This window comes from Diaphorobacter sp. MNS-0, assembly GCF_019602835.1.
GTDB lineage: Bacteria > Pseudomonadota > Gammaproteobacteria > Burkholderiales > Burkholderiaceae_C > Diaphorobacter > Diaphorobacter nitroreducens.
This window is the reverse complement of sequence record NZ_CP080761.1, coordinates 1,829,316-1,855,031: the sequence shown is the minus strand read 5'-3', so window position 1 is coordinate 1,855,031 and position 25,716 is coordinate 1,829,316. Positions and strand designations below refer to the sequence as shown.

At 68.7% G+C, this 25,716-nt stretch carries 30 protein-coding genes and 1 riboswitch; of the genes, 15 read left to right on the top strand and 15 right to left on the bottom strand.

What is annotated here, in order from left to right; translation table 11 throughout:
* Window positions 1–34: 34 nt before the first annotated feature.
* Window positions 35–1,390: a D-serine ammonia-lyase gene (locus K2L43_RS08945; RefSeq protein WP_220638902.1), complete on the bottom strand. Its 1,356-nt coding sequence runs from the start codon at window positions 1,388–1,390 to the stop codon at window positions 35–37.
* A 97-nt stretch (window positions 1,391–1,487) separates the two neighbouring features.
* Between K2L43_RS08945 and K2L43_RS08940 the strand changes: the two genes are divergently transcribed.
* The 3 genes from K2L43_RS08940 to K2L43_RS08930 are packed head-to-tail and all read left to right on the top strand — an operon-like array spanning window position 1,488 to window position 4,121.
* Window positions 1,488–2,441: a LysR family transcriptional regulator gene (locus K2L43_RS08940; protein ID WP_047350328.1), complete on the top strand. Its 954-nt coding sequence runs from the start codon at window positions 1,488–1,490 to the stop codon at window positions 2,439–2,441.
* A gap of 12 nt (window positions 2,442–2,453) precedes the next feature.
* Entirely contained in the window at window positions 2,454–2,795 is a 342-nt protein-coding gene (locus K2L43_RS08935) for a helix-turn-helix transcriptional regulator (protein ID WP_348639067.1), read from the top strand.
* 12 nt (window positions 2,796–2,807) lie between these two features.
* Window positions 2,808–4,121, top strand: a complete 1,314-nt coding sequence (locus K2L43_RS08930; protein ID WP_196995503.1) for a type II toxin-antitoxin system HipA family toxin — start codon at window positions 2,808–2,810, stop codon at window positions 4,119–4,121.
* A gap of 232 nt (window positions 4,122–4,353) precedes the next feature.
* Here K2L43_RS08930 and K2L43_RS08925 read toward each other — a convergent pair whose 3' ends face one another.
* Window positions 4,354–5,253, bottom strand: coding sequence for a LysR family transcriptional regulator (locus K2L43_RS08925; RefSeq protein WP_015913175.1), 900 nt, complete (start codon window positions 5,251–5,253; stop codon window positions 4,354–4,356).
* A gap of 95 nt (window positions 5,254–5,348) precedes the next feature.
* On the opposite strand from K2L43_RS08925, the gene K2L43_RS08920 reads away from it, so the two are divergent.
* On the top strand, window positions 5,349–6,416 hold the full coding sequence (locus K2L43_RS08920) for a sodium-dependent bicarbonate transport family permease (RefSeq protein ID WP_220638901.1): 1,068 nt from the start codon (window positions 5,349–5,351) through the stop codon (window positions 6,414–6,416).
* Between the two features lie 120 nt (window positions 6,417–6,536).
* Here K2L43_RS08920 and K2L43_RS08915 read toward each other — a convergent pair whose 3' ends face one another.
* From K2L43_RS08915 to K2L43_RS08905, 3 genes are all read right to left on the bottom strand, one after another.
* Window positions 6,537–7,100 carry an ankyrin repeat domain-containing protein gene (locus K2L43_RS08915; RefSeq protein WP_220638900.1) on the bottom strand — a complete coding sequence of 188 codons (564 nt, stop codon included), beginning with the start codon at window positions 7,098–7,100 and terminating at the stop codon, window positions 6,537–6,539.
* A gap of 70 nt (window positions 7,101–7,170) precedes the next feature.
* Complete coding sequence (locus K2L43_RS08910; RefSeq protein ID WP_011805465.1) at window positions 7,171–7,503, bottom strand: SMR family transporter; 333 nt, start codon at window positions 7,501–7,503, stop codon at window positions 7,171–7,173.
* Between the two features lie 105 nt (window positions 7,504–7,608).
* Window positions 7,609–8,454: a fumarylacetoacetate hydrolase family protein gene (locus K2L43_RS08905; protein ID WP_011805466.1), complete on the bottom strand. Its 846-nt coding sequence runs from the start codon at window positions 8,452–8,454 to the stop codon at window positions 7,609–7,611.
* A 151-nt stretch (window positions 8,455–8,605) separates the two neighbouring features.
* Between K2L43_RS08905 and K2L43_RS08900 the strand changes: the two genes are divergently transcribed.
* Together K2L43_RS08900 and K2L43_RS08895 are read left to right on the top strand one after the other, a co-directional pair.
* Window positions 8,606–9,214, top strand: coding sequence for a chromate transporter (locus K2L43_RS08900; protein WP_172209218.1), 609 nt, complete (start codon window positions 8,606–8,608; stop codon window positions 9,212–9,214).
* A 7-nt stretch (window positions 9,215–9,221) separates the two neighbouring features.
* On the top strand, window positions 9,222–9,824 hold the full coding sequence (locus K2L43_RS08895; RefSeq protein WP_015913169.1) for a chromate transporter: 603 nt from the start codon (window positions 9,222–9,224) through the stop codon (window positions 9,822–9,824).
* Between the two features lie 7 nt (window positions 9,825–9,831).
* On the opposite strand, the gene ribB is transcribed toward K2L43_RS08895, so the two are convergent.
* From ribB to K2L43_RS08880, 3 genes are all read right to left on the bottom strand, one after another.
* Window positions 9,832–10,503 carry a 3,4-dihydroxy-2-butanone-4-phosphate synthase gene (gene ribB / locus K2L43_RS08890; protein WP_015913168.1) on the bottom strand — a complete coding sequence of 224 codons (672 nt, stop codon included), beginning with the start codon at window positions 10,501–10,503 and terminating at the stop codon, window positions 9,832–9,834.
* A 128-nt stretch (window positions 10,504–10,631) separates the two neighbouring features.
* A riboswitch (FMN riboswitch) is annotated at window positions 10,632–10,821 on the bottom strand.
* Window positions 10,822–10,824: 3 nt separating this feature from the next.
* Entirely contained in the window at window positions 10,825–11,613 is a 789-nt protein-coding gene (locus K2L43_RS08885) for an NAD-dependent protein deacylase (RefSeq protein ID WP_255580567.1), read from the bottom strand.
* Entirely contained in the window at window positions 11,610–12,278 is a 669-nt protein-coding gene (locus K2L43_RS08880) for a TetR/AcrR family transcriptional regulator (RefSeq protein ID WP_088886909.1), read from the bottom strand. Before K2L43_RS08880 ends, K2L43_RS08885 begins: the two co-directional genes overlap by 4 nt.
* An 87-nt stretch (window positions 12,279–12,365) precedes the next feature.
* Between K2L43_RS08880 and K2L43_RS08875 the strand changes: the two genes are divergently transcribed.
* The 4 genes from K2L43_RS08875 to K2L43_RS08860 are packed head-to-tail and all read left to right on the top strand — an operon-like array spanning window position 12,366 to window position 14,216.
* Window positions 12,366–12,719, top strand: a complete 354-nt coding sequence (locus K2L43_RS08875; protein WP_011805472.1) for a DUF1428 domain-containing protein — start codon at window positions 12,366–12,368, stop codon at window positions 12,717–12,719.
* A 54-nt stretch (window positions 12,720–12,773) separates the two neighbouring features.
* A complete protein-coding gene (locus K2L43_RS08870) occupies window positions 12,774–13,226 on the top strand; it encodes a VOC family protein (protein WP_220638899.1) in 453 nt (150 codons plus the stop codon).
* A gap of 23 nt (window positions 13,227–13,249) precedes the next feature.
* Window positions 13,250–13,696, top strand: coding sequence for an SRPBCC family protein (locus K2L43_RS08865; protein ID WP_220638898.1), 447 nt, complete (start codon window positions 13,250–13,252; stop codon window positions 13,694–13,696).
* 34 nt (window positions 13,697–13,730) lie between these two features.
* On the top strand, window positions 13,731–14,216 hold the full coding sequence (locus K2L43_RS08860; RefSeq protein WP_123676343.1) for a VOC family protein: 486 nt from the start codon (window positions 13,731–13,733) through the stop codon (window positions 14,214–14,216).
* Between the two features lie 20 nt (window positions 14,217–14,236).
* Here the strand turns inward: K2L43_RS08860 and rlmB are convergent, their stop codons facing one another.
* The gene (rlmB, locus tag K2L43_RS08855) at window positions 14,237–14,983 is read right to left on the bottom strand and encodes a 23S rRNA (guanosine(2251)-2'-O)-methyltransferase RlmB (protein ID WP_011805476.1); all 747 of its coding nucleotides are present in this window, start codon (window positions 14,981–14,983) and stop codon (window positions 14,237–14,239) included.
* A gap of 228 nt (window positions 14,984–15,211) precedes the next feature.
* On the opposite strand from rlmB, the gene sstT reads away from it, so the two are divergent.
* Window positions 15,212–16,432 carry a serine/threonine transporter SstT gene (gene sstT, locus K2L43_RS08850; RefSeq protein ID WP_220638897.1) on the top strand — a complete coding sequence of 407 codons (1,221 nt, stop codon included), beginning with the start codon at window positions 15,212–15,214 and terminating at the stop codon, window positions 16,430–16,432.
* Between the two features lie 110 nt (window positions 16,433–16,542).
* On the opposite strand, the gene K2L43_RS08845 is transcribed toward sstT, so the two are convergent.
* Window positions 16,543–17,271: an ABC transporter ATP-binding protein gene (locus tag K2L43_RS08845; RefSeq protein ID WP_088886914.1), complete on the bottom strand. Its 729-nt coding sequence runs from the start codon at window positions 17,269–17,271 to the stop codon at window positions 16,543–16,545.
* 24 nt (window positions 17,272–17,295) lie between these two features.
* On the opposite strand from K2L43_RS08845, the gene K2L43_RS08840 reads away from it, so the two are divergent.
* Window positions 17,296–17,943, top strand: coding sequence for an arylesterase (locus K2L43_RS08840; RefSeq protein WP_135148123.1), 648 nt, complete (start codon window positions 17,296–17,298; stop codon window positions 17,941–17,943).
* A gap of 15 nt (window positions 17,944–17,958) precedes the next feature.
* On the opposite strand, the gene K2L43_RS08835 is transcribed toward K2L43_RS08840, so the two are convergent.
* The 3 genes from K2L43_RS08835 to K2L43_RS08825 all read right to left on the bottom strand — a co-directional run bounded on the left by K2L43_RS08835 (window position 17,959) and on the right by K2L43_RS08825 (window position 20,623).
* The gene (locus K2L43_RS08835) at window positions 17,959–18,795 is read right to left on the bottom strand and encodes a DUF2189 domain-containing protein (protein WP_015913159.1); all 837 of its coding nucleotides are present in this window, start codon (window positions 18,793–18,795) and stop codon (window positions 17,959–17,961) included.
* Window positions 18,796–18,889: 94 nt separating this feature from the next.
* On the bottom strand, window positions 18,890–20,137 hold the full coding sequence (locus K2L43_RS08830; protein WP_220638896.1) for a PLP-dependent transferase: 1,248 nt from the start codon (window positions 20,135–20,137) through the stop codon (window positions 18,890–18,892).
* Between the two features lie 33 nt (window positions 20,138–20,170).
* A complete protein-coding gene (locus tag K2L43_RS08825) occupies window positions 20,171–20,623 on the bottom strand; it encodes a BON domain-containing protein (RefSeq protein WP_220638895.1) in 453 nt (150 codons plus the stop codon).
* A gap of 136 nt (window positions 20,624–20,759) precedes the next feature.
* On the opposite strand from K2L43_RS08825, the gene K2L43_RS08820 reads away from it, so the two are divergent.
* Genes K2L43_RS08820 through K2L43_RS08810 form a run of 3 tightly spaced genes read left to right on the top strand, consistent with a single transcriptional unit; the run spans window position 20,760 to window position 24,211 of the window.
* Window positions 20,760–22,502, top strand: coding sequence for a SulP family inorganic anion transporter (locus K2L43_RS08820; protein ID WP_220638894.1), 1,743 nt, complete (start codon window positions 20,760–20,762; stop codon window positions 22,500–22,502).
* Window positions 22,503–22,536: 34 nt separating this feature from the next.
* The gene (locus K2L43_RS08815; protein ID WP_011805484.1) at window positions 22,537–23,310 is read left to right on the top strand and encodes a GGDEF domain-containing protein; all 774 of its coding nucleotides are present in this window, start codon (window positions 22,537–22,539) and stop codon (window positions 23,308–23,310) included.
* Between the two features lie 13 nt (window positions 23,311–23,323).
* On the top strand, window positions 23,324–24,211 hold the full coding sequence (locus K2L43_RS08810) for a MinD/ParA family protein (RefSeq protein WP_103738727.1): 888 nt from the start codon (window positions 23,324–23,326) through the stop codon (window positions 24,209–24,211).
* Window positions 24,212–24,269: 58 nt separating this feature from the next.
* On the opposite strand, the gene K2L43_RS08805 is transcribed toward K2L43_RS08810, so the two are convergent.
* Window positions 24,270–25,175 carry a pirin family protein gene (locus K2L43_RS08805; RefSeq protein ID WP_220638893.1) on the bottom strand — a complete coding sequence of 302 codons (906 nt, stop codon included), beginning with the start codon at window positions 25,173–25,175 and terminating at the stop codon, window positions 24,270–24,272.
* The gene (locus K2L43_RS08800) at window positions 25,172–25,576 is read right to left on the bottom strand and encodes an OsmC family protein (protein WP_220638892.1); all 405 of its coding nucleotides are present in this window, start codon (window positions 25,574–25,576) and stop codon (window positions 25,172–25,174) included. The genes K2L43_RS08805 and K2L43_RS08800 overlap by 4 nt, the downstream gene beginning before the upstream one ends.
* Window positions 25,577–25,716: the final 140 nt, after the last annotated feature.

The following is a 25,716-nucleotide window of genomic DNA, read 5'->3' as shown; positions in this document are numbered from 1 at the left end:
TCCTTTCGTGGGGCCAGGACTCGGCGAAGGCGCGTCAACCCAGGGCCCGGCCACGTTCCTCGAAGCGCGCGTAGGCCTCGGGCGGCACGTACAGCCCGCCGGTGGTCCACACCAGGTGCGTGGCATGTGCCAGGTGGGGCCACAGCCCTTGCGCGTGCAGCCAGGTGCGGCCCGTCTCGGTGCCCGTCAGGAAACCGGGGCCGCTCAGGCCCGCCGCTGCGGACGGCTCGATGCGCTCGCCCGTGGCATCCAGCACCTGCACCAATTGGCGAAACAGGGTGTCGTCGCGCACGGTGAAGCAGCCCGACAGCAACGGCTCCATCAGCTCGGCCGCGGGCAGGGACGCGCGTGGCACGGCCAGGCCGTCGGCTTCCGTCCGGTTGGTGAGGCCCCAGTCGTACACCGAGGGGTGTGCGCCCTGTCCGGCCATCATTTGCACCATGAAACACGGCGACTGCACGGGCTCCGCGAAGAAGCAGTGCACATGCGCCCCCAGCACCTGCCGCAGGCCGAAGGTGATGCCCGCCGGCGCCCCGCCCACCCCGCAGGGCAGGTAGACGAACAGGGGGTGCTGCGCGTCCACGGCGATGCCCGCGTCCTGCAACTGCTGGCGCAGGTGCAGCGCCGCGGCGCTGTAACCCAGCAGCAGCGACAGCGAGCGTTCGTCGTCCACGAAATGGCTGAACGGGTCCTGCGCCGCCTGCGCGCGCCCCGCGGCCACGGCGCCCTCGTAGTCACCCGCGTGCTCCACCACCTGCACGCCGCGCTGGCGCAGACGCTGCTTCTTCCATTCCTTGGCATCGACCGACATGTGCACCACGGCACGAAAGCCCAGCGCCGATGCCGCCACGCCGATGCTCAGGCCCAGGTTGCCCGTGGAGCCGACGGCCACGGTGTAGCGCGCAAACACGGCGCGCGCAGCGGGGTTTGCCAGGGCGCGGTAGTCGTCGGCACCGGACCGCGGCGTCAGCAGGCCGTGCTGCAGTGCCAGGCGCTCGGCCAGCTCCAGCACTTCATGGATGCCTCCGCGTGCCTTGATGGACCCAGCCACGGGCAACCGGTGGTCCGCCTTGATCCACAGCGCGCCCTGGCCCGCGACGAGCCCCGCCGCGGCATGCAGGCTGGATGCGGGTAACAGGGGCGACTCGATCACGCCACCCGTCGCCTGCAACTCGGGGAACACGCCCTCCAGCAGCGGCGCAAAGCGCGCGAAGCGTGCCGCTGCCTTCTCCGTATCATCCAGACTAATGTGATCACCGGCCACGGCCTGCCGTGCGGCGGGTATGGGCTGCCTGTGCGGGTTGAGCCATAGGCAGGGCTCGGCGCGGCGCAGTTGTGCGCCCGGGGCGTCGTCCTGCAAGCAATCCTGTGGGGAAACAACGGAGGGCATGGGCTGCGGTCGGTGGAAGGTGGGTATAGACGGCATTCTTGGCATGCCCCGGCACCGATACAACTCGTTTATATTGACGAGTGCATTAGTTTGAATAATGAATTCACGGCTTTTCCCTTCCCTGCTCGCGTGGCTGCGCTGCTTTGAAGCAGCCGCACGCCACGGCAGCTTCACGCGCGCGGCGGCGGAGCTGTGCATCACCCAGGGCGCGGTGAGCCAGCAGGTCAAGCAGCTGGAAACCTGGCTGGGGCGCCCCCTCTTCGTGCGCACGCCCCGCACCCTCATGCCCACGCCCGAGGGCAAGTGGCTGGCCGTGGTGCTGCGTGAGAGCTTCGGCGCCATCGAGGACGCCCTGTCGCAGATGCGTGTGACCGACGATACGCCGGTGGCCACGCTGAGCTGCTCCCCCTCGTTTGCCATGCAGTGGCTCACGCCGCGGCTGGGGGATTTCTTTCGTGAGCACCCGGACGTGGGCCTGCGCGTGTTTGGCGAGTTCCACCGGCTGGACCGCACCCGCATGGTGCGCGACGGGGTCGAGGCGGCAGTGCGCTTCGACCTGGGCGGCTACACCGACCTGCGCGCCAGCGTGTTCCTGGATGAGTGGCTGATTCCCGTGGCCAGCCCCGCCTTCCTGGCCGCCCATCCTGACCTGCAGTCACCCTCGCAATTGCGCGGTGAATGGCTGCTGCACGACAGCAGTGCCTGGGAGGGAGCCGAGCCGTTCGAGGAATGGCAACACTGGTGCGCCTGCACGGACACAGCGCCGCCCGCCTGGGGCGCCGGGCAGCAGTTCAACCTGTCGCAATTGGCGCTGAGCGCCGCCCTGGCGGGCCAAGGCATTGCCATCGGGCGCGCGGCCCTCGTGCTGGAAGACGTACGGCACGGGCGGCTGGTACCGCTGTTCGGGTGCAGCGTGCGCTCGCGGGCGTCGTACTCTTTCGTCACCACGGCGCATCCCAGCCCGCCGATGCTGCTGGTCAAGGAATGGCTGGCGCTGCAGGCACAGCGCTTTGCGGAGTTGCGCGGGGCTCTGCTGCCGTTTCCCGCTTGAAAAAAGGAACTTATAAAGCGCTTTTTAATAAAAAAGCGTATAAAGGATGGCATGACGCATTCGTTGATCACCACATTGGCAGAAGTGCGCAAAGCCCGGCGCATCACGCAGGCCGATCTGGCCGCACAAGCCGGCCTGTCGCGCATGGCCGTGCAACGCACCGAGACGGGGGACGTGGACCCGCGCTTTTCCACCCTGGCCGAGATGGCCCGCGTGCTCGGCATGGAACTGATTGCAGTGCCGGCCGAACTGGGCCCCGCGCTGCAGGCCTTCATCCAGTCGGGGGGCAAGTTCCTGGGCCAGCCCTCGGGGGCGGATGCGCCCCCCTCGGTGGTGGAGAGCCTGGGTCGCTGATCAAGACGCACGATGAGCACCGCCATCCGCTACCTGCGCCTGTACCTGCACCGCCCAGCGGCCCAGGGGGGCGGGCGGCGCGGCATCGGCTACCTGTCCCAGTACGGCGACATCCTGCGCGTGTCCTTCGATGAGGACTACATCGCCGACCCGCAGCGCCCCACCCTGTCGCTGAGCTACCGCGGCGCGAACGAGGCGGACACGCAGCAGATCCTGCGCTCGGCGCGTGACGCCCGCTTGGTGCGCACCGACGGACGTTGGCCGGCGTACTTCCAGAACCTGCTGCCCGAGGGCCACAACCGCGACCGCCTGGCGCGCGAACGCGGCTGCGCGCCCGACGACGAATTCGAGCTGCTGGCCGCCGCCGGCCACGACCTGATGGGCGCGCTGGAGGGCGAACCCGTGCCCGCCCAAGAGGGCGTGCCCGACGTGGTGCGCTACTGGCACACCACGCAGGGCCTGGACGTGCTGGAGCCCGGGTTTGTCGAATACCCGGTGGAAGACGCCGCCTCACTGCCCGGTGTGGTCACCAAGTTCAGCGCCGTGCAGGACGGGCGCCGCTACCTCGTCAAGCGCCGCGGCGCCGCCGGCAGCGTGATCCTCAAGCTGCCCACCACCGCCCACCCGGACCTGGTGGCCAACGAGTTCACCTGCTACCAGCTGGCCGGTAGCCTGGGCCTGCATTGCGCCCAGGCGCGCATCATCACCCGCGCCGAGGCCGAGCTGCCCGAGGCCGTGCCGTTCGACGACATCCTGGCCGTGCAACGCTTCGACCATCTGGCCGACGGCACCCGCGTGCACATGGAGGAGTTCAACCAGGCCCTGGGCTACGCGCCGCGCCAGAAGTACGGCAAGGGCCTGTTGCAGGACTGGGCCACCATGCTGCGCGTGGTCGATCGCCTGAGCGACCAGCCGGTGCAGGACACCCGCGAGTTCCTGGCGCGCATGGTGGCGTTCATCCTCATGGGCAACACCGACGCTCACCTGAAGAACTGGGCACTGGTCTACCCCGACGGGCACACGCCGCGCCTGGCGCCGCTGTACGACCCGGTGTGCGTGGCTGCGTTCTTCGAGGGAGCGACCGAGCACCAGTACGCGGTGAATCGCGCCATCGACCGCAGCATGCGCGCGCTGGACTGGGACGCACTGCAGGCCCTCATCAAGACCGCCGGCCTGTTGCGCATACCGCGCCACCTGGCACTGCTGCGGGACCTGGTACGCCGCGCGCAGGCCGACTGGCCCGCACTGCTGGCTGACGCCCCCTCCACGCTGCAGCGCACCGTGCAGGCGCGGCTGGCGGGTGGCGTCGCACTCACGCACCCATAACAGTCGGGCCCGGTCCAGCCGGGTGCGGCAGCCGCCCCCGTCGGTGAAAAGCCTGTGGGGCCACGCCCCGCAGCAGCTCGGTGCCCGACAGCCTTTGCCACAGGGTGCTGCCTAGATGGACGTGCAAACCGGTGCCTGCCCCGAGTCTGGCCACCATCGTCAGTCACAGCCATGAGGCGGCGGCGACCGCGCCTTCATTGGCCAAGGGATAAGCCGCGCGCCGCCGCAGCCCTCAGCGGCTCTGCATCCATCCAGCAGCCTCATCCATCAAATGCCCGCGAAACACTTCGGCAATGGGCGACAGCCGCTTGCCCTTGGGCCAGACCAGGTGCCACTGCGATTGGATGGGAAAACCCTGCACGTTCAGAATGGCCAGGCCATCGAGGTGCGGACCCAGCGCGTGTCGCGAAACGATGGAAACGCCCAGCTGCCCTTGCACCGACTCCTTGATGGCCTCGTTGCTGCCCAGCTCCAGTACCGCAGCGGGCGCAAAGCCCAACTGGCGCAGATGGGCGTCCGTCGCCATTCGTGTGCCTGAGCCTTTCTCGCGCAGGATGAACCGCTCGCTCTGCAGCTGCGGCAAGGCCACCCGTTTCTTGGCGGCCAGCCGGTGCCCCGCGGGAGCGATGACCACCAGCGGGTTGGGCATGAGCACATGGTCCTCCAGCGGCAAATCGCCCGGCGGCATGGACATCACGTAAAGGTCGTCCTGGTTGGCACGCAGACGGGTGATGACATGGTCGCGGTTGAGCACTTCCAGCGAAATGTCGATCTGTGGGTGCAGCTTGCAAAAGCTGCCCAGCAGGCGGGGAACGAAGTACTTGGCGGTGCTCACCACCGCCACCTTGAGCCGGCCGCTGGTCAGGCCCTTGGCGCCCGAAATGCCCTGCTCAAACGCATCCCACTCGCTGGCGATGGCGCGGGCGGTGCGGGCAAGGGCCTGGCCCGCCTCGGTCAGGTACACGCGGCGCGACACCACCTCGTACAGCGGCACGCCCACCGCTTGCGCTACCTCGCGCAACTGCATCGAAGCCGTGGGCTGGGTCACGTGCATGAGCTTGGCGGCGGCGCTCACGCTGCCGGTCTCGGCCAGCGCAAGAAACAGGCGCAGTTGGCGAAAAGTGATATTCATAGATTTTTATCTATAGATAACCGCATTCGAATCGATTTTACTTTGCCCCCTGCCCTCTCTAGCATCGCCTCCCATCACCCATGTGGAGTTGAAGAATGCAAAGTTTGCTGGACCCTGCCGTCCTTTTTTTTGCGCTGGGCGCTTTTGCGGGCCTGGTGCGGTCCAACCTGGAGATGCCTGCGGCCATCTCGAAGTTCTTGTCGATTTACCTGCTCACGGCGCTGGGCCTGAAGGGCGGCTTTGCGCTGGCGGCCTCGGGCTTCACGGCCAGCGTGGCCAGCAGCCTGGGGCTGGCGGTGCTGCTGGCCGTGGTGGTGCCCCTGGTGGGTTACGCGCTGCTGCGACGGGTGCTGTCGGGCTTCAACGCGGCGGCCGTGGCGGCCACGTACGGATCGGTCAGCGCAGTGACATTCGTGACCGCCACGCAGTACCTGGAATCGCAATCCATCTCCTACGGCGGCTACATGGCCGCGGCCATGGCGCTGATGGAGTCGCCCGCCATCCTCCTGGCCGTGATGCTGGCCAATGCGCTGCGCCAGCGCCAGGCGGTGCCCGCAGCCCATGCTGCGCCCGTGATGGCCGTTTCTCCTTCAGGCGCCGCGGCCCTGGCCGGCCCCGGCGGGCTGGGTGCCGCGGGCCCCGCCCCAGCGGGCAAGGCCGGTCCGGCCTTGTCGGTGGGGAAGATCCTGCGCGAATCGTTCACCGATGGCACCCAGCTGCTGTTGTTGGGCGCCATGCTCATCGGCCTCGTCACGGGCGACGCAGGCAAGGCCGCCATGCAGCCGTTTTCGGGTGACCTGTTCAAGGGCATGCTCTGCCTGTTCCTGTTGGACATGGGCCTGTCTGCCGCGCGCAATCTGCCCGCCGTGCGCAAACAGTCGCCCTGGCTGTTGGCCTACGCAGTGTGGGGTCCGCTGGTGCATGCCAGCGTGGCGGTCGGCCTGGCGTGGCTTGCCCAGGTGCCCGCGGGCGACGCCGTGCTGCTGATGGTGCTGGCCGCCAGTGCGTCGTATATCGCCGTGCCCGCCGTGGTGCGCTATGCGATACCCGAGGCAGATCCTTCGCTGTACGTCAGCCTGTCGCTGGGTGTGACGTTTCCGCTCAACATCCTGCTGGGCATCCCGCTGTATACGCAGGTGGTGTTGCAGTTGTGGGGTGGTTAACGGCTTGGGCACCAAAGCGCATTGCCCCAGCGGTGGCATCCGCTGCCGGGCATATGCCAACTATTTTGCTATCAATAAAGTAGCTTCAACCGCTTATCCAACCGGCGCCAGCTCGTCTTTTCACTCAAAACTTTCGGCACCTGCCGAGCGCAGCAGGGCGGCTGCCGCGTCGGCTTTCATCGCGCGGGCGCAGCCCAGGGCGGTGTTGCCTTGCTGGTCGGCCGCGCGCGGGTTGGCGCCGCGTGACAGCAGCAGTTCGACCACGGCCGGATGGTTGAACAGGGCGGCGAACATCAGCGGCGTACGGCCATCCGGCGAAGGCCCGTCCACGGCCGCACCACCGTCCAGCAGCAGGCGCACCATGTCCACGTCGCCCTTGAAGGCGGCGCCGGCCAACGGCGTCTGCCCGCGGCCGTTCACCAGCCCCGCGTCGGCTCCGCGCGCCAGCAACAGCCGCGCGGCCTCGGCATGGCCGTGGTAGCTGGCCAGCATCAGCAGGCTGTCGCCCTGGGCATTGCGCAGGTCGGGCGGCAGGCCGTTGTCCAGCCACAGCGCCAGACGCGCGGCGTCGCCCTGGCGCGCGGCGTCGAACACCTTCTCGGCAAAGGCCAGGGTGGCTTCATCCAGGGCGGGGCGTTCGGGCGTGGCGGTCATGGGGTTCTCCAGCGTCAAGGTGTGAGCCATTGTAGGAACGGGCACCCTGCCCCGCCGCGCAATTGCGCTATGGCTTCGATAGCTTGACAGGCCGCACGGGTCAATGCCCCGTGGCCTTGGAGAGCAGCTGGATCACCAGCACGCCGCCCACGATCATGGCCATGCCGACGACGGCCGGCAGGTCCAGCTTCTGCCCATAGAGCAGCCAGCCGACCAGCGAGATCAGCACGATGCCCAGCCCCGACCACACGGCGTACACCACGCCCGTGGCCATGTGGTTCATCACCTTGGAGACGAGGTAGAACGCCACGCAGTAGCCCAGCACCGCCAGCGCGCTGGGCCCCAGCCGCGTGAGCCCCTGCGAGGACTTGAGCGCCGAGGTGGCCACCACCTCCGCCATGATGGAGATGCCGAGCAGAAGGTACGGATGCATGGGTAAGAAAGTGCGGTGCGTGCGAGATTTATCAAAATGATAGCTGCTCGCGCTTGATGGGAAAGCGCTCCAGGCATATTTGGCTTGAAATTCCCACGCTACACCCTACCCGCCCGTGCAGACCAGCCGCTGCTCGCCCAGCCCCGTCGCGCCCAGCCGCATCACGTCGCCCGCGCGCAAGAAGCGCGGCGTGGGCTTCTGTCCCAGGCCCACGCCGGCGGGCGTGCCGGTGAGCACCAGATCGCCCGGCTCCAGCGTCATGAACTGGCTGATGTAGGCCAGCACACGGGGCACGCCGAAGATGAAATTGCGCGTGTGGCCGTCCTGCATGCGCTGGCCGTTCACCTCCAGCCACAGCCCGATGGCGTGCGGGTCGGGAATCTCGTCGGTGGTCACCAGCCAGGGGCCCACGGGCGCGAAGGTGTCGCAGCCTTTGCCCTTGTCCCACTGCCCGCCACGCTCCATCTGGTAGCTGCGCTCGGACACGTCGTTGGCCAGCACGTAGCCGGCCACATGGGCCAGCGCATCGGCCTCGGCCACCTGCTGCATGCGCGTGCCGATGACGATGCCCAGCTCCACCTCCCAGTCGGTCTTGAGCGCGCCGGGCGGGATGCGCACGGCGTCCGTGGGGCCGCTGAGCGCGCTGGTCGCCTTCATGAACAGCACGGGCTCTGCCGGCGCGGGCAAGCCGGCCTCGGCCGCATGGTCGGCGTAGTTCAGGCCCACGCAGACGATCTTGCCGACACCGCCCACGGGGCAGCCCAGGCGTGTGCCGGGTACCACCGCGGGCAGGCGCGCGGCGTCGATGGCGGCCAGCGCGGCCAACGTGCGTGGCGCCAACTGCGTGGGGCCGATGTCCGGCAGCAGCATGGACAGGTCGCGCAGCACGCCCTGGGCGTCGATCAGGCCGGCGCGCTCCGCGCCGGGTTGTCCGTGGCGGACGAGTTTCATGGGTGTCTCCGTGGGTTTGATCGGGACGATCTTATGCATGCCATCCCGTTCATCCATCGCATCGACTGATGGCCGCATCGCGTTTGGCGATGGCGAGGCTGGCACGGCCGCCCCGCGCCACGCGTACGATGCGCAGCTTCGCCGCCCCGCCATGCACACCCACATCCCCGAATCGCCCGCCAGAACCGCCGAGGACGACCATCCACGCCCGCACAGCCTGCGGGAGCTGTTCTGGGCCTTCACCTGGCTGGCGCTGCAGGGCTTTGGCGGCGTGCTGGCCGTGGTGCAGCGCGAGCTGGTGGAACGCCGCCGCTGGATGAGCAACGAGCAGTTCGTCGAGGACTGGGCCGCCGCGCAGATCCTGCCGGGCCCGAATGTGGTGAACCTGTCCATCATGGTGGGCGACCGCTACTTCGGCCTGCGCGGCGCGCTGGTGGCCGTGGCGGGCATGCTGTTGCTGCCCATGCTGCTGGTGGTGGTGCTGGCCGTGGTCTACGCCGGCTTTGCCGACCAGCCCATGGTGGCAGGCGCTCTGCGCGGCATGGGCGCCGTGGCCGCAGGCCTGGTGGCGGGCGTGGGCTGCCGCCTGGCCGCGTCGCTGCGCAAGCACCCGCTGGGGCCCTGGGCCTGCGGCGCGATCGCGGCCGCCACCTTCGTCGCCATGAGCGTGCTGCGCCTGCCGCTGGCCTGGGTGCTGCCCGTGGTGGGCGGCGCGGCCTGCGCCCTCACCTGGCGCAAGCTCGCTCCCGCGGGGCACTGACGCAGCCATGGCCGCACCGCTGACCTTGCACCTGCAGCCGCTGGACTGGCTGAACCTGTTCCTGTACTACCTGTCGCTGTCGCTGCTGGCCGTGGGCGGCGCCATCGCCACCGCACCGGACATGCACCGCTTCCTGGTGGAGCGCCAGGGGTGGCTGACCGAGGTGCAGTTCAACACCTCCATCGTCATCGCACAGTCGGCTCCCGGGCCCAACGTACTGTTCATCGCCCTGCTGGGCTGGAACGTGGGCCTGAACGCAGCCGGCACCGGCACGCATGCGGCCTGGGCCTTCGGCGCGCTGGGCGTGGCGGTCTGCATGCTGGGGGTGCTGCTGCCCAGCAGCCTGCTGACCTGGGCCGCCACGCGCTGGGCACACCGCAACCGCGAACGCCGCTCGGTGCGCGCCTTCAAGCAAGGCATGGCACCACTGGTGATCGGCCTGCTGCTGGCCACGGCCTGGGTGCTGGGCAGCGCCCATGGCGAGCCCGCGCAAGACTGGCCACTGTGGCTGCTGAGCGCGGCCACCACCCTGCTGGTGTGGCGCACGCGCATCCACCTGTTGTGGCTGCTGGGCGCGGGGGCGTTGCTGGGCGCGTTCGGCTGGGTCTAGCGCGGTATCAGGGCTGGCGCGCGCGACGGTAGTCCGCCAGCGCCCGCACCGTGGTGCACAGCAAGCCATGCGCACGGGCAAAGCGGGCCACCTGTGCGCCGCGCGCCATGCTGCCGTCGGGGTTCATGAGCTCGCACAGCACGCCCGCAGGCGGCAGGCCGGCCAGCACGGCCAGGTCCACGGCCGACTCGGTATGGCCGTCACGCTCCAGCACGCCGCCCGCGCGTGCTACCAGCGGGAACACGTGGCCCGGGCTTACGACCTCGGGCACGCACCCCGGCGCCGGAATGCGCAGGGCGCACCGCACGGTCTGCAGACGGTCGGCCGCCGACACGCCGGTACTCACGCCATGCGCGGCTTCGATGGACTGGGTGAACGCGGTGGAGAACGCCGAGCGGTTCACCTCCACCATGGGCCGCAGCCCCAGCGCCTTGGCATGCGCGGGCGTCAGGCACAGGCAAACGATGCCGCTGCCCTCACGGATCATGAGTGCCATGGTGGCCTCGGTCATGTTGGCGGCGGCGCAGACCAGGTCGGCCTCGTTTTCGCGGTCGGCGTCATCGAGCACCAGCACCGGGCGGCCGGCCGCGATCGCGGCGATCACCGCGGGCATGGGCGCGAGCGTGACCTCCTGTGGGAGATCGCCAGGGGCGGACAAGAAAGTGGCGGGAAACGACATGAAACGCTCCTCGGTTGAAATGAAGAAACGCCTCAAGGCATGCAAGAAGCACCCACGCGCGCCATGGGCCCGGGGCCCGGCACGCGCGCAGCACACGGCCGCGCCCAGGGCGCTGGGCCCCGGTCGCGACACGTCTTCTTTCATCCGGACTATGACCGTCGGCCCCCGACTGGGAGTGGCCTGCGCCGCCCCGCACCGGGTCTGCTGACCCCCGGTTGCACTGATGGCAACCGGGGCGCTCGCGGGCTCGCGGTGCAAAAAAACCTCCATGCGCCGCCTACCGCCGGTGGGGAATTCCACCCCGCCCTGAAGACCTGCCGATTATGGCGCCCCAACCATCGGCGGCCCGTCCAGCAGCAACGGTAACAGCCGCGCCGCCGGGCCGCGCAGCACGGCGTGGGCGATACCGTCCAGTTCGCTGGCCGCGGTGTTGACCACCACCACGCGCGCACCGGCATGGCGCGCCTGGTGCGCCAGCCCTGCGGCCGGGTACACGGCGCCCGCGGTGCCCACCACCAACATCAGCTCGCAGGACTGCGCCGCCTGCTGCGCCGCGGCCAGCACCGGCAGCGGCAAGGCCTCGCCGAACCAGACCACGCCAGGGCGTACCAGGTTGCCGCAGGTGGGACAGCGCGGCGGGTGGCCGGGCGCGGCGTGGGCCAGATCGCAGCAGGCACGCGGACGGTCGAGCCAGCGGTCGGCCGTCAGGTCACCATGCAGGCACAGCACATCCGGGCTGCCGGCGCGCTGGTGCAGGCCGTCCACGTTCTGGGTGATGAGCGTCAGCCGCCCGCGCCCGCGCCCGTGCTGCGCAAACGCCGCCAGCGCCCGGTGGCCCGCGTTGGGCTGCACGCCCGCGAGCAAGCCGCGGCGGTGGGCGTACCAGTCCCACACCCGCGCGGGCTGGGCCCTGAAGCCGGTCTCGCTGGCCATCTCCATGGGGTTGAACTGCGCCCAATAGCCCGTCTGCGCATCCCGGAACGTGGGGACGCCCGACTCGGCGCTGATGCCTGCGCCTGTCAGCACCGCGATGCGGCGCGCATCGCGCACCCACGCCCGCACCTCGTCCAGCGGGGTGCAGGGGCCGGACGTTCCGGCATCGTCCGTCATGCCGCGGCCTCGGCCAGTAGGCCCTGCTCGACCATGGCGACCAGTCGCTCGGCCAGCGCCTGGCAGCCGGCCTCGTCCAGGCCGCGCAAGGGGCCGTCCAGCATCAGCATCGCCATGCCATGCACGGCGGACCAGGCCATGAACTCGGCGCCCGGGCGGCGTGCGGGTGGCAGCAGACCGGCCTGCACCATGCCGTCGAGTGTGTGCCCCAGCAGTTCGAAAGGATCCATGCCGCTGGCCCCGCGCGCCGCACCATCGTCCGGCGCGCGCTCGTCCACATCAAAGGGCCGCGCCACGAAAGCGGTGCGAAACAGGCCCGGCTCGTGCCGCGCAAAGCGCAGATAGCCCAGGCCCACGCCGCGGAACGCGGCGCGTGCACGCTGGCGCGGGTCGCGCAGCCGACGCGTGGCATGGATCTCGGCCTCGATCGCGCGCGCCAGTTCCGAAAGTGCCACCGCGCGCACGGCTTCCAGCAGCGCCTGGTGGTTCTGGAAGTGCCGGTACGCCGCATTGGGCACGACACCGGCACGGCGCGTGGCTTCGCGCAGCACCACCGCGGCAGGGCCGCCTTCGCGCGCCAGCGCCACACCGGCGTCCAGCAGCGCGCGCTTCAAATCCCCATGGCGGTACGTGGCACGCGCGGGGCTCAGGTCTTCATTCGGCATTTACGAGTTTTTACAGATACACCGTCCACATTTATCGACGCAGCCCGCATACACTGCAAGTGTACATTGTCCACAAAGGAGTGCGCCATGGAACCCGACAGCTACATCGACGGCTTCGTGCTTGCCGTCCCCACTGCCAACAAGGAGACCTTTCGCCAGCACGCCAGCGAGGCCGCGCAGATCTTCAAGAAGCACGGCGCCCTGGAGATCGTGGAATGCTGGGGCGACGACGTGCCCGAGGGCAAGCTCACCTCCATGCCCCTGGCCGTGCAGCGCAAGGACGACGAGACCGTGGTCTTTTCCTGGGTCGTGTGGCCCTCGCGCGCGGTGCGCGATGCCGGCATGCAGGCCGTCATGGACGACCCGCTCTGCCCCAAGGACATGCCTTTCGATGGCCAGCGTGTGATTTATGGCGGGTTTCGCGTGCTGGTCCACGCGTAAACGGCGCGCACCTCTTCCCCTTCTACTCCACTCAAACCACCCCAGGGAGACACCATGCAGTTCACGCCCTACCTCAACTTCGACGGCAACTGTGCCGAGGCATTTGCCTTCTACGCCAAGCTGTTCGGCGGCACCATCGTCCACCAGAGCACCTTTGGGGAGATACCTCCCTCCGAAAACATGCCCCCGCTGCCCGAGGCAGCCAAGAGCCGCATCATGCATGCGCAGCTGCAGATCAAGGACCAGTCGTTGATGGGATCGGACGCCATGCCGGCCATTCCCGGGCAGGACCCGAATGCCTGTGGTGGCGGCTACCAACTGCCGCAGGGCCTGTGGGTGTCGATCCAGGCCGCCGACGCGGCCGAGGGGCGCCGCCTGTTCGATGCGCTCAGCGCCGGCGGCGAGACCGTCATGCCATTTGCCGCGACCTTCTGGTCACCCGGCTTCGGCATGGCGCGCGACCGCTTCGGCACGCCGTGGATGGTCAACGTGACGGCACAGGCCTGATGCCCCACACCCGAGGAGGCCATATGACCGACCGCACCGTTCGTTTGCACCGGGTGCTGCGCACCACGCCGCACAAGCTGTATCGCGCCTTCCTGGAGGGCGACGCCATGGCCAAATGGCTGCCACCCCACGGCTTTACCTGCAGGGTGCAAGAACTCGACGCCCGCGTGGGAGGTACCTTCCGCATGTCGTTCCACAACTTCGGCTCGGGCCAGTCGCACGCCTTCAGCGGCGAATACCTGGAGCTGGTGCCGGGGGAGCTCATCCGCTACACCGACCGGTTCGACGATCCGAACCTGCCCGGCACGCTGGAGGTCACCGTCCGGCTCACGCCCGTGAGCTGCGGCACCGAGCTGAGCATCACCCAGGCCGGCATTCCGCAGGCCATTCCGCTGGAAATGTGCTACCTGGGCTGGCAGGAATCTCTCACCCAGCTGGCCGCGCTGGTGGAGCCCGACATCCCGGGTTAAAGGCCCAGCAGTCCCGACTCAGCAGGAGCACCCCATGACGCAACCCGCCAAAAACACCGTCTGCCTGTGGTTCGACGGCACTGCCGAAGAAGCCGCGCGGTTCTACGCGAAAACCTTTCCCGACTCATCCGTGAGCGCGCTGCACCGCGCGCCGGGGGACTTTCCGTCAGGCCACGAGGGCGATGTGCTGATGGTCGAGTTCACGGTGCTGGGCATCCCCTGCCTTGGGCTCAACGGCGGCCCGGCCTTCAAGCACAGCGAGGCTTTCTCGTTCCAGGTGGCAACCGCCGACCAGGCAGAAACCGACCGCTACTGGAATGCCATCGTGAACAACGGCGGCCAGGAAAGCGACTGCGGCTGGTGCAAGGACCGATGGGGCCTGTCCTGGCAGATCACACCCGTGGCCTTGACCCGCGCGGTGACCGACCCCGACCGCGCCGCCGCCAAGCGCGCGTTCGACGCGATGATGCAGATGCGCAAGATCGACATTGCCGCCATCGAGGCGGCGCGCCGCGGCTAGGGGCCGGGCGCCTTCCGCGTTCAGGCGCGCTGGCGCAGCGCCTCGTACAGGCACACTGCGCTGGCCACCGACACGTTCAGGCTCTCGACAGCGCCCTGCATGGGGATGCCCACCAGTTCGTCGCAGGTCTTGCGCGTGAGTTGGCGCATGCCCGGGCCCTCGGCGCCCAGCACCAGGGCGACCGGGCCTTTCAGGTCCACCTGGTACAGCGTCTTGTCGGCATCGCCACTGGTGCCGATGACCCAGATGTTGCGCTCCTTGAGCTCGTTCAGCGTGCGCGCCAGGTTCGTGACCATGAAGTACGGCACCGTCTCGGCCGCGCCGCTGGCCACCTTGGCCACGGTGGCGTTGATGCCCACCGCATGGTCCTTGGGGGCGATCACCGCATGCGCGCCCGCGCCATCGGCCACGCGCAGGCAGGCGCCCAGGTTGTGCGGGTCGGTCACGCCGTCCAGCACCAGCAGCAGCGGATTTTTCACGCCACGGGCTTCCAGCTCGTCCAGCAATTCGTCCAGCGTGCGCACCTGCGCCACAGCCTCGACCCGCGCAGCCACGCCCTGGTGGCCATGGCTGCCGGCCAGCTTGGCCAGGCGCAGGCCATCGGCCTCGATCAGGCGCGTCCCCGCCTCGCGGGCGCGCTCCAGGAACTGGCGCATGCGCGCGTCGCGGCGCGTGGGCTCGTAATAGATCTCGATGATGCTTTGCGGCGCGGTCTTCAGGCGCACGCCCACGGCGTGAAAGCCGAAGAGGACTTTGGGGGAGGACATGGGTGGCGATTATCCCGCCGGCGACCCCACTGGCACCGTGGCGCGGCGCAGGCCACCGCCGGGCAGTCGCTAAAATCCGCGTTTCTTCCCTTGACAAACGGGCCGCTGCCACAAGCGGCGCCGCTTGCCTGACCGCCTTCATGGCCGTCCCTGTGGCGGCCGCGCCTGCCACAAGGCGCCGCGCTGCGCGGCCTGCGCAGCGGCTCAGGCCCTCCTTCTGTTCAGATCATGATCCTCTCTCCCCTGTTGCGCTGGGTGCAGCGCACGAGCCTGGTCACCCAGATCGCCATCGCGCTGGTCGTCGGCATTGTGCTGGCGGCTGTATGGCCCGCCGCCACGCCCCACCTGTCCATTCTGGGCGCGTTGTTCATCTCGGCCCTGAAGGCAGTGGCGCCGGTGCTGGTGTTCGTGCTGGTGATGGCCGCCATCAGCAACCACACGCCGGGCGAGACGACGCACATCCGCCCGGTGCTGGTGCTGTACGCGGTGGGCACGCTGGCCGCGGCCACCGTGGGTGTGGTGGCCAGCATGTGGTTTCCCAGCACGCTCACGCTGCAGGCGCCCGCACAGGCCGCCGCGGGGCCGGGGTCGGTGTCCGAGGTGCTGATGAACGTGCTCAAGAGCGTGGTCGAAAACCCGGTCAAAGCGCTGCTGGAGGCCAACTACATCGGCATCCTGGCCTGGGCCATTGCGCTGGGCCTGGCGCTGCGCCACGCCAGCGCGGGCACGCGCGCCATGCTGCAGGACGGCGCCGCGGCCGTGACGCAGGTGATCCAGCTGGTGATCCGCCTGGCGCCTCTGGGTATCCTGGGCCTGGTGGCCAGCACCTTTGCGGAAGCCGGCGCGCAGGCGCTGTGGGGATATGCCCAACTGCTGGCCGTGCTGCTGGGCTGCATGCTGTTCGTGGCGCTGGTGGTCAACCCACTGATCGTGTACGTGGCGATCCGCCGCAACCCCTATCCGCTGGTGTTGATGTGCCTGCGCGAGAGCGGCGTGACGGCGTTCTTCACGCGCAGCTCTGCCGCCAACATCCCGATCAACCTGGCCCTGGCCAAGCGCCTGCGCCTGAACGAGGACACCTACAGCATTGCCATTCCGCTGGGCGCCACCATCAACATGGCCGGCGCGGCCATCACCATCAGCGTGCTGTCGCTCGCCGCGGCCAACACCCTGGGCATCCAGGTAGACCTGCCGACCGCGCTGCTGCTTTGCGTGGTTGCGTCGCTGTGCGCCTGCGGCGCATCGGGCGTGGCCGGCGGCTCGCTGCTCTTGATTCCGCTGGCGTGCAGCCTGTTCGGCATCGGCAACGACGTGGCGATGCAGGTGGTGGCCATCGGCTTCATCATTGGCATCCTGCAGGATTCGGCCGAGACGGCGCTGAATTCCTCCACCGACGTGATCTTCACCGCCGCCGCCTGCCTGGCACAGGAGCGCAAGGCGCAGGTCTGATTCACCACCAGCTCGCTATCGATACGAGAGCTGTCAGCGCATGCTATGCAAGGGTTTCAATATGAAATTCATTGAAAACCATCTACCATCAAGCGCTGGCAGCTATTCTTTCAGGAGTTATCGACCAGCCGTCCGGCCTCAATGGTGATGCGCCGGTCGCAGCGTGCGGCAATGCCGCGGTCGTGCGTGACCAGCACCAGCGTGGTGCCCTGCTCGCGGTTGAGGGCCAGCATCAGTTCCATGATGGTCTCTCCCGTGGCGAAGTCCAGGCTGCCCGTGGGCTCGTCGGCCAGCAGCACGGCGGGCTCCACCACGAAGGCGCGCGCCAGCGCCACGCGCTGCTGCTCGCCGCCCGACAGCACCTTGGGATAGTGCGTCAGGCGCTGGCCCAGGCCGACGCGCTCCAGCATGTCGGTCGCGCGGCGGCGTGCATCGCGAATGCCCGCCAACTCGAGCGGCAGCATCACGTTCTCCAGCGCCGTGAGGTTACCCATGAGCTGAAAGCTCTGGAACACGAAGCCCACCTGCCGCGCGCGCAGTGCGGCGCGGTCGTCCTCGTCCAGTGCGAACAGGTCCTGCCCGCCCAGGCGCACCGTGCCGCGCGTGGGCGTGTCCAGCCCGGCGATGATGGACAGCAGCGTGCTCTTGCCCGATCCCGAGGCGCCCACAATGGCCGCAGTCTCCCGCGGCGCCAGGCGGAAATCGATATCCCGCAAAATCTCCAACGTACCCGTGGAGTCCGTGACGGACTTGGACACATGCTCCACCGCGATGATGGATTCGGGCGGCATGCGTTCGTTGGAGGCGGCAGGGGCCGCGGCGGCGGAGGTTTCGGACATGAAAGGTTCTCGGCAGTGAAGCATATGGTTCGGCGTGACTTTATCGTGGCGGGCGCCCTGGCCCTGTCGGGCGCGGCGCCCGCCCTTGCGCAGTCCGGTGGCAAGAAGCCCACCCGCGCCCCTGTGATCCTGGTGGTGGGCGACTCGCTCAGCGCCGAATACGGCCTTCCGCGCGGCACCGGCTGGGTGGCGCTGCTGGACAAGCGGCTGGCGCAGGAGAAGATCCCCGCCACGGTGGTCAACGCCAGCGTGAGTGGCGACACCACCGCCGGCGGCCGTGCGCGGCTGGCCGCACTGCTCCAGCAGCACCGGCCCACGCATGTGGTGATCGAACTCGGCGGCAACGACGCCTTGCGCGGCCTGCCGCTGGCCAGCACCCAGGGCAACCTGGCGTGGATGACCGAACAGGCCCAGGCCGCGGGCGCGCGCGTGCTGCTGGTGGGTGTGCAGGTGCCGCCTAACTACGGTGCCAACTACACCCGGCAGTTCGCCGAGGTCTTCGAGAACGTGGCCCAGGAGCGCAAGGCAGCGCTCGTGCCCTTCTTGCTCAAGGGCGTGGCCGATGGGCCCGATCCCACGGCGCTGTTCCAGCCCGACCGCATCCACCCCACGGCCCAGGCGCACCCGCGCATGCTGGACAACGTGTGGCCCGCGCTGCGCGCGTTGCTGTAAACCATCGTCAGAGAATCAGCCGGCGCTCTGCGGCGCCTGCGCGGGCGCAAGGGGCGCAGTGGGCGCCGCCACCGCCGCGCGGTAGGCATGCCAACTGGCATGCCCCAGCACCGGCCCCACCACCAGCAAGCCCGCGCCCCAGGCGAACAGCGACAACGCCACCAGCGCCGTGATGAGCAGGCCCCACAGCAGCATCACGCCGGGGTTTTCCACCACCACCCGCATGCTCGCAATGCCGGCCGTGAGCGCATCGGTGTCGCGGTCCAGAATCATCGGAATGGACACCACCATGCTGGAGAACACCAGGGCCGCGAACACACTGCCCACCAGCAGGTACACGGCGACGAACTGCCAGTTGCCCGGGTTGAACACCGCCTGCACCACCCCCGTGGTGGACGGCATGCCGGTGTTGAAGAACACGGCAAACACCACGAGCGACGCGCGGCCCCACAGCAGTTCCAGCACCACAAGTACGAGTACCAGCATGCCCATGCTGCCCAGGTGGCGGTCCCAACAGGTCAGCGATTCGCCCAGATCGGGTGCCAATCCCTGTTCGCGCCGGCGGCTGGTGTCGTACAGCCCCATGGCCAGGAAGGGGCCCACCAGCAGGCAGCCGCTGGCAAACGACATGGTGTATTCCGGCCGCGCCTGGAACACCCAGCCCAGCAGGAGTGCCATGCCCCAGAACCACGTACCGTAGAACAGCGCCACGCCGGGCGCGGCCATCATGTCGCGCGCCCCCAGCACGAGCCAACGCAGCGGGTCCGGCCAGCGCAAGGGGTTGAGAGTCACCGGTGCGGACACCGGCGCGGAGGTGACTGGCGCGGAAGAATCAGACATGGCGGTCGGCATCGCTGCGGCAGTGGCGTTGCTGCCACCTTAACCACCTGACTGCCTGACCACCATCAAGGAAACTACCACCCTCGCCGCGCCAGCCGCCAACGCATCAGGCAGCTCCAAAGGCCTGGTGCATCGACTGCGCCAAGTCGGCACGCAGGTCGTCCACGGCCTCCAGCCCCACGGAGAAGCGCACCACGGTGCCGGGCCGCAGATGCGCGGTGGCGCCCGTGCGCATACTGGGCAGGTCGTAGGGCACCACCAGGCTCATCGGCCCGCCCCAGCTGTAGCCCAGCTTGAACAGGCGCAGGCCGTCGCAAAAGGCATCCACCTGCGCCTGGCTGTGGCGTGCGTCAATGACCACGCTGAACAGGCCGGCGGCAGCGCCCTGCCCGCCATTGGCTGCGCCGCACAGCGCCTTCCACTGCGCATGGCCGGGCGATCCGGGCAGCGCCGGGTGCAGCACCTGGGCCACCGCGGGCTGCAAGCCCATCCACTGCGCCAGGTCGCGCGCGGCCGCATCGTGCGCGTGGTAGCGCAGCGCCATGCTGGGCAGCGCCCGCAAGACCGCTTCCACGTCGTTCGCCCCCACTCCGAGCCCGAGCCGCATATGCGTGAGTTTGATGCGCAGATGCAAGCCTTCGTCGCGGGTGGTGATGCTGCCCATCAGCACATCGCCCCCGCCGCTGGGGTACTTGGTGAGCGCATGCACGGATACGTCCACGCCCAGCGCGCCCTCGGCACCCGCGCCACGGCCCAGCAGGTCGAAGGGTGCGAAAGCCAGGCCCGCGCCCCAGGTGTTGTCCAGCACCGTAGCCACGCCGCGTGCGCGGCAGATGCGCACCTGCTCCACCAGGTCGGGGAACTCCAACGTGACGGAGCCCGGCGCCTCCAGCCACACCAGCCGCGTGGCGTCGGTGATCTTGGATGCGAGGTCCGCCGGGTCCAAGGGGTCATAGATACGGTGGCGGATGCCGTAGTGGCGCAGCTCTACCTCGGCCAGTGCCTTGTTGGGACCATAGGCGTTGTCCGGGATCAGCACCTCGTCGCCCTGGCGCAGCAGCGCCAGCGATACGGTGGAAATGGCGGCCAATCCGCTGGGCACCAGCAGACACTGCAGCCCGCCTTCCAGCGTGGCCAGGCGCTCTTCCAGCTGGTAGGTGGTAGGCGTGCCGTGCAGCCCGTAGGTGTAGCTGCTCTTGTCCTTCCACTCGCGCGCGCGCATCGCGGCGACGTTGGGGAAGATGACGGTGGACGCCTTGTGCACCGCTGGCTGCGGGGCATGGAAACCCTGCGGCGGTGTGTACTCGTGGTGAATGAGGCGGGTGGACAGGTCGGGTGTGGAGGGCTGCTTCATGCGCCGATGGTAGAGCCTGTCCCCCGCCCAGGCTCAGCCGCCGCTGGAGATGGTGAGGTTGTTGACCACCGAGGTCACGCCCGGTACGGCCTGCGCGATCTGGCTGGCGCGGTCACGGGCCTGCTCGCTTTTCACGGGGCCATTGAGCGTGACGACGCCCGCGCGGGTGTCCACGTCGATCTTGATGGCGCTGAGGTCCGGGTCTTGCGCCAGACCCGCGTTCACCTTGGTGGTGATGCCGGCATCGTCCATAAGGGCGGCTGCGTCGGCCGTGGCGTTGCGTGAAGCCTGCCCGGCTTCCTGCGCCGCGGATTCCATTTTTTGCTTGGCATCCTGGGCCGCCTGCTCGGTCTTGTTGATGGCGGAATCCAGGCGTTGCCCGGCCGTGGGTTCCTCGGCCTTGTTGCAAGCACTCAGCCCTGCGGCCAGCGCAGCAGCAGCGGCGAAAGTGGTCCAGCGCGACGCTCGAAAAAGAGGGGTTGTCATGGCATATCTCCTTCCAGTGGGTACGGGGTCCACTGTAGAAAGCACTGGCTGCCGAGCCGGTCGGACAGGGCCGAAACCGCAGTAGGACAACAGCGGCTTTCAGGCACGTGCCGACGCAAGCCTGGACAATCGGCCGATGTCCTCATCCTTGCTGCATCGCTGGTTTCCCTTTCTCTCCTGGCCCCGCCCGACATCCGCGCTGCTGCAGGGCGAGTTCTGGGCCGGCATGACCGTCGGGCTGATGCTGGTGCCGCAGGGCGTGGCGTACGCCGCGCTGGCCGGCATGCCGCTGGTGACGGGGATCTACGCATCGCTGGTGCCGGCACTGGTGGCCGTGCTGTGGAGCTCATCCACCCGCCTCGGCGTCGGGCCCACGGCGCTCACCAGCCTGCTCATCGGCGCGTCGATCACCGGGCTGGCCGAGCCCGGCAGCGCCCATTGGGTCACGCTGGCGGTGTGGATGGCCCTGCTGTCGGGCCTGCTGCAGCTGCTGCTGGGCGTGGTGCATTTCGGCTGGCTGCTCAACCTGGTGACCTCGCCGGTGCTGGGCGGCTTCACGCAGGCTGCGGCGTTGCTGATCCTGGCCTCGCAACTGCCCGACCTGTTGGGCCTTCGCACCAGCTGGAGCGCACTGGCGGTCAGCCCGTCGCTGCACCACTTCGATCTGCGCGCGCTGGCGTTCGGCCTGGGCAGCCTGGGCTGCCTGGTGCTGGCGCGGCGCTGGCGCTCCAGCTTCCCGGCCGCCATCGTGGTGATCGCGCTGGCGGCACTCATCAGCTGGGCCATGGGCTATGCCGATGCCGACGGCGCCGTGATCGGCCACTTGCCCTCCGGCCTGCCGACGCTGTACTGGCCGGGATGGCTCTCGTGGGAAGAAATGGGCGCGCTGGTGATGCCGGTGATGGTCGTCACGCTGGTCAGCTTCCTGGAGACCGCCTCCAGCGCCAAGGTAGAGCACCACCAGGGCGGCACCCGCTGGAACGAGAACCAGGACCTGATCGCCCATGGCATGGCCAAGATCAGTTCGGGCCTGTGCGGCAGCTTTGCCACCAGCGCGTCGTTCTCGCGCTCCGCCATCAACCTGTATGCGGGCGCCAAGAGCGGTTGGGCGACGCTGTTCGCGCTGGTGTTGGTGCTGGCAACGCTGCTGTGGCTCACGCCGGCCCTGTACCACGTACCACAGCCGGTGCTGGCCGCCGTGGTGGTGACAGCGGTCACCAGCCTCATCAAGCCCGTCGGCATGTTCCGCCTGTGGCGCGTCTCGCGCGTGGAGACGGCCATCGGCCTCGTCACCTTCGGCCTCACGCTGGCCACGGCACCGCGCATGTACTGGGGCGTGCTGGTGGGCCTGCTGATGAACCTGAGCCACTTTCTCTACCAGCGGCTGCACCCGCGCATCATCGAGGTGGGCCTGCACCCCGACGGCAGCCTGCGCGACCGCCACCTGTGGCAGCTGCCCCCGCTGGCGCCAGAGCTGCTGGCCCTGCGCATGGATGCCGAGCTGGACTTCGCCTCCGCCAATGCGCTGGAGCGCCGCGTGACCGACGAGCTGGCCCAGCGCCCGTCCATCCGCCACCTGTGCCTGTTCGCGCTGCCCATCAACCGCATCGACGTGACAGGCGTGGAGGCCTTCATCCGCCTGCGCGCGCTGCTGCAAAGCCACGGCGGCACGCTGCATGTGACGGGCATCAAGCTACCGGTACAGCACACGCTGGACAATGCAGGCGCGCTGGCGCCGGGACCCAACTTCGCGCTGTACCGCACCGACGCCGAGGCCATCGCGGCACTGCAGAGGCTGGCTCCCCCCGACGCCGGGAACCCTGCCTCGGCCCCGCAGTCCGACACAAGTGGCCCAGCTCAGCCGCTACCGAAGCTATAGCTGCTACACTGCCGATAGATATTTGTTTCTGGTTGTGACAAACACCGCGTCCCCCGCTTCCGTCTCTCTGCGCGACCTGCGTCTGGCCACGGCCCATGCCCTGGTGGCGCAGTCGTTGGGTTCCGAAGTGTCCCTGCAGGGCCAGACGCCGCTGCTGTACCTGCAGAACCTCATCGACGGCTTGTGCGAACTCTCGCTGAAGGACCCGCTCACCGGGCTGGCCAACCGCCGCCACGTGCGTGCGGTGCTGGAGCGCGAGATCGACCGGGTCGCGCGCTCGGGCGAAGCCGCGCTGCTGCTGATGCTGGACATCGACCATTTCAAGCAGGTCAACGACCGCCATGGCCACCTGGCCGGCGACATCGTGCTGCAGTCCGTCGCGCGTACGCTGGAGAGCTGCGTACGGCCCATGGACACCGTGGCCCGCTACGGCGGCGAGGAATTCGCCATCGTGCTGCCCGCCTGCCAGTTCGGCTTTGGCCGGGTGATCGCCGAACGCGTGCGCCGCGCGATCGAAGCCACGCCCGTGCGCATCTCGCCATCGCTCACGTTGAACGTCACCGTGAGCATCGGCGGCGCCTTCGCGCTGCAATGGATCCGCAGCACCACCGCCCTGTGGGCCGACCGGGCCGATGCCGAGCTGTACAAGGCCAAGCTCGGCGGCCGCAACTGCATCAGCATCGAAGAACAACCCGACAGCACGGTCACTGCGGAAGAAAAGAGTCTGCTGTTCGGCCCGCTATACACTCCGTCGGGATGGGGCGAGCTGCCCCCGCCTTTGGATCCATCCACAGGCAGCGCCTATTGAAAGCCCAGTAGTGATGAACGACGCGCTGTCCCCCAACCCGACGACTCCACCGGCCGGCGCCGCTGCGCCGGCTTCTGCTTCCGTGCCCTCCGCCACACCCGCCAACGCACGCATCATCGCGATCACCAGCGGCAAGGGCGGCGTGGGCAAGACCTTCGTGTCCGCCAACCTGGCGGCCGCCCTCACCCGCCGCGGGCACCGCGTGCTGGTGCTGGACGCCGACCTGGGCCTGGCCAACCTGGACGTGGTGCTGAACCTGCACCCCAAGGTCACGCTCCACGACGTCTTTACCGGCAAGGCCCAATTGGAAGACGCCGTGATCAAGGCGCCCGGCGGCTTTTCGGTCCTGCTGGCCGGCTCCGGCATGGTCGAGTACTCGCGCCTCACGCCCGAGGTGCGCAACGAATTCCTCAACGTCATCCACACGCTGGCACCCCGCTTTGACGTGGTGCTGCTGGACACCGGCGCGGGCATCTCCGACGTGGTGCTGTTTTCCGTCTCGCTGGCGCACGAGGTACTCATCGTCGCGACGCCCGAGCCCACGTCGCTCACCGACGCCTACGCCGCCATCAAGGTGCTGGCCACCCAGCAAAAGCGCCAGCACGTGCGCATGGTGGTGAACCAGGCCGCACGTCCGGGGGACGGACGCGCCATCACCGGGCAATTGCAGCAGGTGCTGGACCGCTTCGTGACCACCGACACCGGCCGCCCCATGCGGCTGATCCACGTGGGGGACATTCCCGCCGACACCTCGGTGCGCGACGCCGTGATGCGCCGCCAGTTGCTGATGCTGCAGATGCCCGGCTGCCCGGCCGCGCTGGCCGTGGCCCAGTTGGCGAACAAGGTGGAGTCCACGATGCTCACGCCATCCCCCGAAGGACCGGGCGCAAATCGCTCCTGAAAAAATAGCTGCTAGCGCTTACCTAACAAGCGCTACAGCCAATTTTTCTCTCAACAACTTACACCTGGAACCTCCGCGGCGGCAGGGGAATGCGTTCGCTCTCGCCCGGGATGTGGCCCGTGGCGTCGCGCTCCCAGTCATCGGCGGCTTGCACGATGCGCTCCTTGCGGCTGGAAACGAAGTTCCACCAGATGTGGCGCGGGCCGTCCAGGGCGGCGCCGCCGATCACCACACACCGCGCCCCCGCCTTACCCGCGCGCACGCTGGTGGAGCGGCCGGGCTCCAGCAGCGCCAGCGTCTGCGCGGGCAACGCCTCGGCGTCCAGCCACAGCCCGTCGCTCACGGTGTAGAGCGCCATCTCGTCGGCGAGCGCGGGCAGGTCCAGCGCAGAACCCGGCTTCAGCCGCACATCCAGCAGCAGCGTGGGCGCAAACGTGGCCACGGGCGACTGGCAGCCGAAGGCCGCGCCAATCAGCACCCGCACTGCTGCGCCGCCATGCTGGTAGGCCGGGATCTGGTCCGCAGGGGTATGGGCGAAATGCGGCGCCGCTTCCTCATGCGCCTGCGGCAGCGCCGCCCAGAGCTGGATGCCGTGGTTCACATAAGTGCTGTGCGCCAGCGCGGGCGGGCGCCGCTCGGAATGCACGATGCCGCGCCCCGCCGTCATCCAGTTGATGGCGCCGGGCTCAATCTGCTGCAGCGAACCCAAACTGTCGCGGTGCAGGATCGCGCCCTCGAACAGGTAGGTGACCGTGGCCAGCCCGATGTGCGGGTGGGGCCGTACGTCATAGGCGGATGCAGGCGCCACCGTCGCGGGGCCGAAGTGGTCGAAGAACACGAAGGGCCCCACCGACCGGCGCTGCAGCGCCGGCAGCAGGCGGCGCACGGTGAAGCCGCCGCCCAGGTCCTTGAAGTGCCCGCTCAGGCGCAGCGAGGCCTGCGGCGTGGTGGCGCCGGCGCTCATGCGCGCTCCACCACGGTGGTGATCTCGGTGGTCACCTGGGTCATGAGCTTGTGCACGGGGCATTTGCCGATCGCGGCCTGCAGCTCGGCGATCTGCGCATCGCTCAAGTCGCCCTGCACTTGCAGCCGTGTGGCCAGGCGATAGGTACCGCTGCGCTCCTGCGAGGCATCACGCTCCACCACGGTGCGCACGTCCTGCACGTCCCAGCCCTTGCGTCGCGCGTACCACAGCAGCGTGAGCGCCTTGCAGCCGCCCAGCGCGGCGTCGTACAGGTCGTGCGGGTTGGGGCCGGTGTCGTCACCGCCTTCGGCGGCCGTGCCGTCCACCACCCATTCGTGGCTGCGGATGGCGAGGCGCTGGGCCATGGGGGTGCCCTTGATGCGCTGCAACTGGATGGTCATGGACGGCTCTCCTTCAGGGTTGTCCGTGCCACTGTAATGCGACAGGCGTGACAAACGTGACAAGCGGCACCGCGGCGTGCGCCCGCCCGGTGTCTAGGGCCTGTTCACACTATTTTTGCCAGATGCGTTGCGATCAAAAA